This window comes from Burkholderia sp. Se-20373 (assembly GCF_017104705.1).
GTDB lineage: Bacteria > Pseudomonadota > Gammaproteobacteria > Burkholderiales > Burkholderiaceae > Burkholderia.
In genome coordinates this window covers 1-11172 of the sequence record NZ_JAAGPH010000076.1, presented here as the reverse complement: position 1 = coordinate 11172, position 11172 = coordinate 1, and the positions used below count along the sequence as shown (strand labels likewise).

General features: G+C 68.9%; 7 protein-coding genes. 2 read left to right on the top strand and 5 right to left on the bottom strand.

Translation table 11 applies throughout. From position 1 onward, the window contains the following. Nucleotides 1-267 precede the first annotated feature (267 nt). Nucleotides 268-702: a hypothetical protein gene (locus G3N96_RS23065; RefSeq protein ID WP_206138574.1), complete on the bottom strand. Its 435-nt coding sequence runs from the start codon at nucleotides 700-702 to the stop codon at nucleotides 268-270. A 139-nt stretch (nucleotides 703-841) separates the two neighbouring features. Here G3N96_RS23065 and G3N96_RS23060 point away from each other — a divergent pair, with 139 nt between their 5' ends. Then, nucleotides 842-1324, top strand: coding sequence for a hypothetical protein (locus G3N96_RS23060; RefSeq protein WP_206138573.1), 483 nt, complete (start codon nucleotides 842-844; stop codon nucleotides 1322-1324). A 25-nt stretch (nucleotides 1325-1349) separates the two neighbouring features. On the opposite strand, the gene G3N96_RS23055 is transcribed toward G3N96_RS23060, so the two are convergent. The 4 genes from G3N96_RS23055 to G3N96_RS23040 are packed head-to-tail and all read right to left on the bottom strand — an operon-like array spanning nucleotide 1350 to nucleotide 9884. Next, a complete protein-coding gene (locus G3N96_RS23055; RefSeq protein ID WP_206138572.1) occupies nucleotides 1350-5537 on the bottom strand; it encodes a bifunctional nitrate reductase/sulfite reductase flavoprotein subunit alpha in 4188 nt (1395 codons plus the stop codon). A 16-nt stretch (nucleotides 5538-5553) separates the two neighbouring features. After that, entirely contained in the window at nucleotides 5554-5901 is a 348-nt protein-coding gene (gene nirD, locus G3N96_RS23050) for a nitrite reductase small subunit NirD (protein WP_089432814.1), read from the bottom strand. Between the two features lie 38 nt (nucleotides 5902-5939). Further along, on the bottom strand, nucleotides 5940-8537 hold the full coding sequence (nirB, locus tag G3N96_RS23045) for a nitrite reductase large subunit NirB (protein WP_206138571.1): 2598 nt from the start codon (nucleotides 8535-8537) through the stop codon (nucleotides 5940-5942). Between the two features lie 21 nt (nucleotides 8538-8558). Beyond that, entirely contained in the window at nucleotides 8559-9884 is a 1326-nt protein-coding gene (locus tag G3N96_RS23040) for an MFS transporter (RefSeq protein WP_089442309.1), read from the bottom strand. A 665-nt stretch (nucleotides 9885-10549) separates the two neighbouring features. Between G3N96_RS23040 and cobA the strand changes: the two genes are divergently transcribed. Further along, nucleotides 10550-11172: uroporphyrinogen-III C-methyltransferase (gene cobA, locus G3N96_RS23035; RefSeq protein ID WP_206138570.1), on the top strand; the 623-nt coding region annotated here is incomplete at its 3' end.

Below are 11172 nucleotides of genomic sequence, written 5' to 3'. Positions count from 1 at the left end.
GGAATTTATATTACAGAATCTTTCACGTCGGCTTTGTGCGGATTTGTGGTATCTCGTCCATCAAAAACGCATAAAGAAACAAGGCGTCCTGCAACGCAAGGTGCGCATCATACCGGGAACCGGGATGGTTTTTTCATCTGATGAATGACTTCTGATGCATTTGGGAGAAAATCGCCGGGCACGCCCGCGCGGATGCGACAAATACGCAACGCCGCGCGGCTTTTCGGGGACGGGAGGCGCCGATCCCGGGCCAGCCCCCGCTTCCCGTCACTTCGCCCGCTCATGCTCCCCCAACCCGATCGCCTTGTAGTCGTAAGTCGGATAGAACTCCGTCCGGTACGCGCCCCACGCCGTATCCTCGAGCACGCGATTGACCTCCCGCAGCCGCGACGCCGGCAGCCGCAACACGATGATCTGCCCGATCCCCATCGTCACGGTCCAGCTCACCACTTCGACACCCGGCGGCGGAAACGCCTTGTAGAACCCCTGCTTCGCGAGCTGCGCATTCAGCTCGGCAAGCGGGCGCGACTGGTCGTGTTTCAGGAATACCGTGAGCAGTATTGCGTTGTCGGGGGTCGCGGCAGCCGAGCCGACGGGCGACGACGCGCCCTGCGCGGCGGCGGGCAGGTTCCATGCCGCTGCCGCCGTCAGGATGCCGACGGTCGCGGCCCGGGTCGCCGCCCTGACGAATCTCGTCTTCATGTTTGCTCCGGTCGATCGTGAAGGAAAGTGTGCGCCGGCCGCGAAACGAACCGGCCGTTGCCGGCGCCGACGCCTGTGCTACGCTGCGACGATCGATTCCCGCCTGCGGCCGCGACGCCGCCAGCCGCGCGCAAGCGGCATGCCCGCCGCCGCGAAGGAACCCATCGGAATGAAAATGACTTCGCTGAAGAATATGCCGATTTTCGGCGGAGATACGCCGGAAACGGTCCGGGTGGCCGTCACGCTGCTGGCAGGCGCGTGGTGCATCTTCACGTACCGCGTCGCCATTTTCGAATCGGCCATCGTTCCGGCCCTGCTCGACCGCGTCTCGGGCAACGCGTTACGCGTCAGGATCGTCCAGATGCTCGCGGCGGCCTTCATCACGGTCGCCATCGTCCTCGCGCTGCTCGTCGTGCAGATCGCGCGCCGGAAGAACTGGGCGCGCATCACGATGATCGGGCTGGTCATCGCCATGCTCGCGTTGATGGCCTTTACGGCCGCCCATCGGCCGGCCGATTTCCTGAGCGCCGTCTACTGCCTGTTCACGCTGGCGACCTTGCTGTTGCTGTCGCGCTCGAGCCGGCAGTGGTTCGGCCGGCCGGAACCGGACGATCAGGCGTAACCTTCCGGGCCCGCGCCGCCGGCGTTCAGTACACGTCCCGCATGTAGCGCCGCGCCTTCGAAAGCCGCGCGACATAATCGTTCGCGGCTTCATCCGACATCCCGCCGTGCTCGGCGACCACCGCCTTCAGCGCCGTGTCGACATCCTTCGCCATCCGCGCGGCGTCGCCGCACACGTAGAAGTGCGCGCCTTCCTCCAGCCACGCGAACAGCTCGGCGCCCTGCTCGCGCATCCGGTCCTGCACGTAGATCTTGTCGGCCTGGTCGCGCGAGAACGCGAGATCGAGCCGCGTCAGGAAGCCGCTGTCGTGCATCGCACCCAGCTCGTCGCCGTAGTAGAAGTCGGTCTGCGCGTGCTGCTCGCCGAAGAACAGCCAGTTGCGCCCGCGCGCGCCGCGTGCCTGCCGCTCGTGCAGGAAGCCGCGGAACGGCGCGACACCGGTGCCGGGGCCGACCATCACGATCGGCACGTCGCCGTTCACCGGCGGCCGGAAATGCGCGGACTTCTGCACGAACACGGGCACGCGGCCGTCGTCCGCGCGATCGGCGAGGAACGTCGACGCCACGCCTTTGCGCGCGCGCCGGCCATTGTGATAGCGCACGGCCGACACGGTCAGGTGGATCTCGCCCGGGTGCGCGCTCGGGCTCGACGCGATCGAATAAAGGCGCGGCTGCATGCGCTTGAGCATCCCGACCAGCTCCGTGCCCGACAGCTCGACCGGAAACTCGTGCAGCACGTCTGCAAGCTGCTGCCCCCACAGCCATTGCTTCAGGTCGCCCTTGCGGTCGTCGGCCAGCAGCGACTTCAGCGCGCCGTTCGCGCTGCGCGACGCGATGAACGCGAGCGTGTCCGGATGCGGGCGCGTGATGTCGAAGTGACGTGCGAGTGCATCGCCGAGGCGCACGTCGCCGACGCCCGCCACCGACACCGGCGCATCGGCCTTCAGCGCGGTGACCGACAGCAGTTCGTCGACCAGCTCCGGGCAGTTGGTCGGCCACACGCCGAGCGCGTCGCCGGTTTCGTATTCGAGGTTCGCGCCTTCGGTCGACAGCGACACGTAGCGCGTGTCCTTCGCCGCGCCCGGGCGGTTCAGCCGCAGGTTCGCGACGAGCTTCGACGGCGCCGGATGCGCCTTCGACGGCAGCAGCCCCGACGGGCTCATCCCGCCGCTCGGCACCGCGTGCAGCGCGGCATCGGCCTCCTTGATCCGCGCGACGACGCGTTCGAGCCACTGGTCGGCGTCGCGCTGGAATTCGACGTCGCAATCGACGCGCGCGCAGAGGCGCGCCGCGCCGAGTTCCGCGAGCCGCGCGTCGAGCCGGCGGCCGTGACCGCAGAACTGGTCGTAGTTGCGATCGCCGAACGCGAGCACCGCGAAGTGCACGCCGTCGAGGCGCGCGGCGCTGCCGGCCTGCAGCGCGTCCCAGAATTCGCTGCCGTTGTCGGGGGCATCGCCGTCGCCGAACGTGCTCGTCATCAGCAGCACGTATTGCGCGCCGGCGAGCGACGCCGCCGGATAGTCCGACATGCACGCGGTGCGGATCTCGAAGCCCGCGTTCATCAGCTGCGTCGCGTAGTCCTCGGTCAACGATTCGATGTTGCCGGTCTGCGACGCCCACAGCAGCACGACCTTCGGCCGCGTACGCACGATCCGCACGCCGCCGGACCCAGTGGCATCGGTCGGCAACGCAGGCGCCGCGGCACCCGGCACGCTCGCCGGCAGCGAGCGGCTGAACAGCCCGGCCAGCATGCCGTCGAGCCAGAACCGCACCGGCGGCGTGAGCGGCGCGCCGGCCGGCAGCACGGGCACGCCGCCCTCGCGCCGGCCCGCGCTCGCCTTCAGCCCGCTGACGAGGCCGGCCACGTACAGTCGTTCGGCGTCCGTCAACGGCGGCGGCGCGAGGTCGGCCACGCCGAGCGCAGCCGCGAAAGTGTCGATGTCTGCCATGTCGGATTCCTGTGAAGCAAGCGCGGGCGCGGACACGGGCCGCGCTTCGTCGGCGCGGGTGTCGGGTTGCGCCGTCTCGTCGTCGACGGACGCGAACGCATCGGTCTCGACGCGCCGCAGTGCGACCGCGCAGTATTTCAGTTCGGGTTGCTGAGATTCGGGATCGATCGCGTCGTTCGTCACCGCGTTGATGCACAGGTCGTCGCCGTACACGTCGTTCCAGTGCATCGGCGCGAAGCAGTTGCCGCGTCGCACGCGCTCGGTCACGACGGCCGGCAGCACCGCGCGGCCGCGCGCCGAGCGGATCTCGACGCTGTCTTTCGTGGCGATCCCGAGCGCACTCGCATCGTCCGGGTGCAGCTCGACGAACGGGCGCGGGTTGAGCTTGTTCAGCATCGCGACCTTGCCCGTCTTCGTCATCGTGTGCCACTGATGCTGCAGCCGCCCGGTGTTCAGCACGATCGGGAACGTGTCGTCGGGCCGCTCGGCCGGATCGACATGCGGCCGCGCGAAGAAGCGCGCCTTGCCAGACGGCGTCGGGAACGCGAGGCGCGGCGCATCGGTCGCGTCACCGTTGCCCGCCGCGCGCAGCGTCTGGCTCACACCGTCGTTCAGATAGCGGATCGGGTGCCGCTCGCGCGCGGTGCCCGGCGCGACCGGCCACTGCACGGGCCCGTCGCGCAGCGCCGCATGGCTCGCGCCGCGCAGGTCGTAGCCGGTCGCCGGATTCGAGAAGCGCACGATCTCGTCGAACACGTCGGCCGCCGACGCGTAGTCGAACGCATCGCCGAAGCCCATCGCACGCGCGACTTCCGCGACAATGCGCCAGTCGGGCAGCGCGTCGCCCGGCGGCGCGACCGCTGCGCGCATCAGCGTCATGTTGCGCTCGGAGTTGACCATCACGCCGTCACCCTCGGCCCACAGCGCGCCGGGCAGCAGGATGTCCGCATAGCGGTTGGTCTCGGTGTCGAGGAATGCATCCTGCGCGATCACGAGTTCGGCGGCCTGCAACCCGGCGATCACGTTCTGCCGGTTCGGCACCGTGGCCACCGGGTTCGTGCAGATGATCCAGCATGCCTTGATGTCGCCGGCCGCCATCCGCGAGAACATGTCGACCGTGCCTTGCCCCGTCTCCTTGCGCAGCGTGCCGGCCGGTACGCGCCACAGGTTCTCGACGAAGCGGCGATCGTCGTCGGACGCCACCGAGCGCTGGCCCGGCAGCCCGGGGCCCATGTAGCCCATCTCGCGCCCGCCCATCGCGTTCGGCTGGCCGGTCAGCGAGAACGGGCCGCTGCCGGTGCGGCAGATCTTGCCCGTCGCGAGATGCAGGTTGCAGATCGCATTGGTGTTCCACACGCCGTGCGTGCTCTGGTTGAGCCCCATCGTCCAGCAGCTCATCCATTCCTGCGCATCGCCGATCCATTGGGCGGCCGTGCGGAGGTCGGCTTCCGCGAGCCCGGTGATTTCCGCGACACGCTCGGGCGTGTAGTCGGCGAGAAACGCGGGCATCGCGTCCCAGCCTTCGGTGTACGCGTCGATGAACGCGCCGTCGGTGCGGCCGTTCGCATGCAGCAGATGCAGCAGCCCGTTGGTCAGCGCGAGATCGGTGCCCGGCCGGATCTGCAGGAACAGGTCGGCCTTGTCGGCCGTGCCGGTGCGGCGCGGATCGACGACGATCAGCTTCGCGCCGGCCTTCACGCGATCCATCATCCGCAGGAACAGGATCGGATGACAGTCGGCCATGTTCGCGCCGATCACGAAGAACAGGTTCGCGCGATCGAAATCCTGGTACGACCCGGGCGGGCCGTCCGCGCCGAGCGACTGCTTGTAGCCGGTGCTCGCGCTCGCCATGCACAGGCGCGAGTTCGACTCGATGTTGCAGGTGCCGACGAAGCCCTTCGCGAGCTTGTTGACGAGGTATTGCGCCTCGATCGACATCTGCCCCGATACGTAGAACGACACTGCATCCGGCCCGTGCTTGTCGAGCACCGCGCGCAGACGGCGCGCGGCATCGGCGATCGCGTCGCGGGCCGGCAGCGGCACCAGGTCCTCCTCGCGCGCTCGGCGCACGAACGCGCGGTCGAGCCGCCCCGAGCGGCGCAGCGCGACGTGCGCCGACGCGCCCTTCGTGCACAGCCGCCCGAAGTTGGTCGGATGGTCGGCGTCGCCCGACACCTTGACGACTTCGCCCTCCTCGACGTGCAGCACCATCCCGCAGCCGACGCCGCAGTACGGGCACACGCTCTTGACGGGGGTGGCGGTCATGCGCGCTCCGGGGCTGTCAGGCTGCGATCCACACGAAACCGTCCTCGACCCGCGACGGATACGCGCTCACCGACTGCTCGGGCGCCTCGAGACATTCGCCGGTGCGCAGGTCGAAGTGCTGCTTGTACAGCGGCGACGCGACGACCACGCGCTCGCCGAGGCTGCCGATCAGCCCGCGCGACATCACGGCCGCCTGCGACACGGGATCGACGTTGTCGATCGCGAACACGCCGCCGGCTTCGGCATGCGCGACGTGAAAAACCGCGACCTGCTCGCCGTTCACGAGCGCACATACGCCGGTGTTGGGCACGATGTCGTCGAGCGCGCACACGCGGGTCCAGGACAGCGGAAGACGATCGTTCATGATGGGCTCCTTGGAAAAGACGCGGGTGTCGGTCAGGGTCAAACGGTGGCGGGTTCGGTGGCGGCTTGCGTCGCGCCAACGGCGACGACGGGAATCGACACGGGCTTGCCGCCCGCCCGTTCGCCGGGCGTCGCGGGCCGGATCTGGCCGCGCGTCTCGACGAATTCGATGGTCGTGTCCGGCGCGTCGCTGTTCACGAAGTGGCGGAAGCGCTTGCGCGTGTCGGGATCGGTCACGGCCTTCTTCCATTCGCACTCGTAGGTGTCGACCACGTGCTGCATGTCGGCTTCGAGTTCGGCCGCGATCGCCAGCTTGTCGTGCACGACGACGTCGATCAGGTAGTCGAGGCCGCCTTCGAGGTTGTCGCGCCACACGCTGGTGCGTTGCAGCCGGTCAGCCGTGCGCACGTAGAACATCAGGAGACGGTCGATGTAGCGGATCAGCGTGGCGCGGTCGAGATCGGACGCGAGCAGTTCCGCGTGGCGCGGCTTCATCCCGCCGTTGCCGCACACGTACAGGTTCCAGCCCTTCTCGGTCGCGATGATGCCGACATCCTTGCCCTGCGCTTCCGCGCACTCGCGCGTGCAGCCGGACACGCCGAACTTGATCTTGTGCGGCGCGCGCAGCCCCTTGTAGCGGTTCTCCAGGTCGATCGCGAGGCCGACCGAATCGTCGACGCCGTAGCGGCACCACGTCGACCCGACGCACGACTTCACGGTGCGCAGCGCCTTGCCGTACGCGTGGCCCGATTCGAAGCCGGCGGCGATCAGTTCTTCCCAGATCGACGGCAGTTGCTCGACGCGGGCGCCGAACAGGTCGACGCGCTGGCCGCCGGTGATCTTCGTGTACAGGCCATACTTTTTCGCGACCTGGCCCACCGCGATCAACCCTTCCGGCGTGACTTCGCCGCCCGGCATGCGCGGCACCACCGAGTACGTGCCGTCGCGCTGGATGTTCGCGAGATAGTAGTCGTTCGAATCCTGCAGCCCCGCGTGTTCCTTCTTCAGCACGAACTCGTTGAAGCACGACGCGAGGATGCCCGCCACAGCCGGCTTGCACACGTCGCAGCCGAGGCCGTGGCCGTGCTTCGCGAGCAGTTCGTCGAAGGTCGTGATGCGCTCGACGCGGATCAGGTGGAACAGCTCCTGGCGCGAATGCGGGAAGTGCTCGCACAGATGGTTGTTGACCGCGAGGCCCTGCTTCTTCATCTCGGCCTTCATGATCTGCGTGACGAGCGGCACGCAGCCGCCGCACGACGTGCCGGCGCCGGTGCACGTCTTCAGCGCGCCGAGGCTCGTCGCGCCGTCGGCAACGGCCGTGCAGATCTGCGACTTCGACACGTTGTTGCACGAGCAGATCTGCGCGGCCGCGGGCAGCGCCTCGACGCCGATCGCCGGCTTCGCGACGCCGTCCGACGACGGCAGGATCAGGAATTCCGGCGATTCCGGCAGCTCGATGCGGTTCAGCATCATCTGCAGCAGCGTGCCGTATTCGGCCGCATCGCCGACCATCACCGCGCCGTGCAGGAACTTGCCGCAGTCGGACACCACGAGCTTCTTGTAGACCTGGCGGCGCTCGTCCGCGTACTGGTAGATGCGGCTGCCGGCCGTCGTGCCGTGCGCGTCGCCGATGCTCGCGACGTCGACCCCCATCAGCTTCAGCTTCGTGCTCATGTCGGCGCCGGCGAAGGCGGCTTCGACCGCACGGTTCGCCTCGCCGCCGAGCTGCTTCGCGACCACGCGCGCCATGTCGTAGCCGGGGGCCACGAGGCCGTACACCATGCCGTTCCAGGCCGCGCATTCGCCGATCGCGTAGATGTCGGCGTCGCTCGTGCGGCAGGCATCGTCGATTGCGACGCCGCCGCGCGGGCCGATGTCGAGCCCGCATGCGCGGGCCAGTTCGTCGCGGGCACGGATGCCGGCCGAGAACACGATCATGTCGGCATCGAGGTGCGAGCCGTCGGCGAACGCCATCCGGTGCGTACCTGCCTCGCCATCGACGATCTCGAGCGTGTTCTTGCCCGTATGCACGGTCACGCCGAGTGCCTCGATCTTCGCGCGCAGCATCCGGCCGCCGCCGTCGTCGACCTGCACGGCCATCAGCCGCGGCGCGAATTCGACGACGTGCGTGTCGAGCCCCATGTCGCGCAGCGCCTTCGCGCATTCGAGGCCGAGCAGCCCGCCGCCGACCACGACGCCCCTTTTCGCATGCGTGCCGCACGCCTGCATCGCTTCGAGATCCTCGATCGTCCGGTACACGAAGCAGCCGTCACGATCGTGCCCCGGCATCGGCGGCACGAACGGGCGCGAACCCGTCGCGAGCACCAGCTTGTCGTACGCGAGCGTTTCGCCGGACGCGAGCGTGACCGTATGCGCGGCGCGGTCGATCGACGCGACTCGCGCGTTCAGCCGCAGGTCGAATTGCGGATGACGTTCGAAGAAGCCGGGTTCGACGAGCGACAGGTCGTCCGCCGACTTGCCCGCGAAGAATTCGGACAGATGCACGCGGTCGTACGCCGGACGCGGTTCCTCGCCGAGCACCGTGACCTGCAGCGTGCCCGCGGCGCCCGCTTCCGCCGCGACGCATTCGAGGAGCTTGTGGCCGACCATGCCGTGGCCGATGACGATGAGTTTCATGGTGACGTTTCCTTCGGTCGATCAGTTCGCGACGCCGCTGGCAGCCAGCGCGCGGTCGCGCAGCTCGGCTTCGCGCGCCTTGTGTTCCGCGCTGAAGCGCACGGCCATCGCGCACAGCGCGGTCGCGGTGACGGCCAGGCCGAGCAGGCTCAGCGTGTGCTGCACGTCGCCGACCCCCTTCAGCAGGAAGCTCGCGGCCACCGCGCCGACGTTGCCGCCCGCGCCGACGATCCCCGCCACGCCGCCGAGTGCCTTGCGGTCGATGAACGGCACCAGCGCGTAGGTCGCGCCGCAGGCCATGTGCGTGAAGAGGCCGAACGTGAGCATCGCGACGAGCGCGATGCCGACGCTTTGCGCATGCGAGAACCAGATCAGCCCGAGCCCTTCGCCGATGATCAGCGCGCACAGCAGCGTCGCGCGCACGTCGAGGCTGCGGCGCGCGGCGATCTTGTCGGACAGCCAGCCGCCGAGCGCGCGGGCGAACAGCGCGAGCAGCCCGAACAGGCCGACCGCGAACCCGGCGTCCTTCAGCGACAGGCTGAAGTGATCGACGTAGTACAGCGCGGCGATGTTGTGGATGAACACCTCGACGCCGAAGCAAGCGCCGTACGTGACGAACAGCATCCATACGCGATAGTTGCCGCAGGCCGCGAAGAAGCTCGCCCAGCCGCCCTTCTTGCCGCTGTCGACCGTCACCCCTGCCTGGCGCAGCGCGATGATGTCGCCTTGCGGGCAGTCCTGCGTGAAGCGCCAGTACGCCCAGGCCATCACGAGCATCGCGGCGCCCGGCACGACCAGCGCGATGCGCCACGACGAATCCTCGCCGAAGCCGAGCATCAGGCCGGCGGCGACGAGCAGCGGCATCAGCGCCTGCGTCGCGCCTGCGCCGGCGTTGCCCCAGCCGGCCGTCGTCGCGTTGGCGGTGCCGACCACGTTCGGCGCGAACATCACCGACGTGTGGTACTGCGTGATCACGAAGCCCGCGCCGATCGCGCCGATGCCGAGCCGGCAGATCAGGAACGACAGGTAGTCATGCGTGAACGACACCGCGAACACGGGGATCGCACCGAGCAGCAGCAGGCCCACGTACACGCGGCGCGGGCCGAAGCGGTCGCACAGCGGGCCGACCAGCAGCCGCACGGCGATCGTCGCGGCCACCGCCGCGATGTTGATGTTGGCGACCTGTGCGGCCGTCAGGTGGAATTCGCGTGCGATCAGCGGCATCAGCGGCGCGCACGCGAACCACGCGAAGAAACACACGAAGAACGCCATCCACGTGAGGTGGAACGCGCGCATCGGCGCGGTGCGGAAGCTGAAGAGATCGATACGGGTAGCTTTGTCGGTCATGTCATCCGCCAAACGAAAAACGGCGTCCTGCGCACCCGGTCTCGTCGAGACCCGATGCGTAGGACGCCGTTGCCCATGAAGCCCGTTGCCGGGCGCGTCTGTAATCGGTACTGCCGGACGAATCGCCATTGATCCGTCCGAAGCCCCTGACGCAAACGCCGTGCCATGTCGTCGCGAATCGTGCTCACAGCCCCGCCACGCAAGGCTCATCGGGCGTTGCACGATGCGCGGCTTCGTGCGACCCACGATGCGCCGTGAGGCAGCGAGGCACAGATGTGGTGCGATGCAGCACTGTCGCCGTGCGACATCGCGGTGCGTGCCGACGGGGCACGATGCACGCCGATGCGGCATCGCGGCTGCCCGCGCGCGGCGGCTGCCTTCACGCTCGGGGCCATCGCGCGGCGCAATCCGCGCCGTTGCCGCCGCCCCGGCGCGACGCGTCATGCCGGTTGGCCCGGATATTGCTGAATCCGCTGATAACACCGGCAACGGCGCCGGTGGGCAGCCCCCCCAAACCATGCCCGTCATTCAGGCGGGCCGATCAGGACAACGGCGTCCTTCCGTGCGCGGCACGGCCGGATGCCGGTGCGTTTCGACCGCCCGCCGCCGCCGCGCAAGACACACGCGCTATCGGCCGCCGCATGCCGGCGGCACTGGAACACGACATGACGACAGGCAAAGTCACGCTGCTGGGCGCCGGCCCCGGCGATCCCGATCTCCTCACGCTGAAGGCGGCGAAGGCGCTGGCCGCCGCCGACGTGCTGCTGCTCGACGATCTCGTCGCGCCCGGCATCGTCGAACTCGCGCCGCAGGCACGCGTGATCCGCGTCGGCAAGCGCGGCGGCTGCCGCTCCACGCCGCAGGCATTCATCGAAAAGCTGATGCGCCGCTACGCGCTGCGCGGTGCCCACGTGGTGCGCGTCAAAGGCGGCGATGCGCTGCTGTTCGGGCGCGCCGGTGAAGAACTCGCGACGCTGCGCGCCGCCGCGATTCCGGTGGAGATCGTCAACGGCATCTCGTCGGGGTTCGCGGCCGCCGCGAGCCTCGGCATCTCGCTCACGCACCGCGCGCATTGCCACGGCGTCACGTTCGTCACCGCGCACCGTCAGGACCACGGCGAGCCCGACTGGGCGCGTCTCGCGGCGACCGGCACCACGCTCGCGATCTACATGGGCATGAGCCGCGTCGACAGCATTGCCGCCGGCCTGCTCGCCGTGTTGCCGCCCGCGACGCCGGCCGCGGCCGTGCAATGGGCCGGCACGCCCGACGAACGCCGCTGGACCGGCAC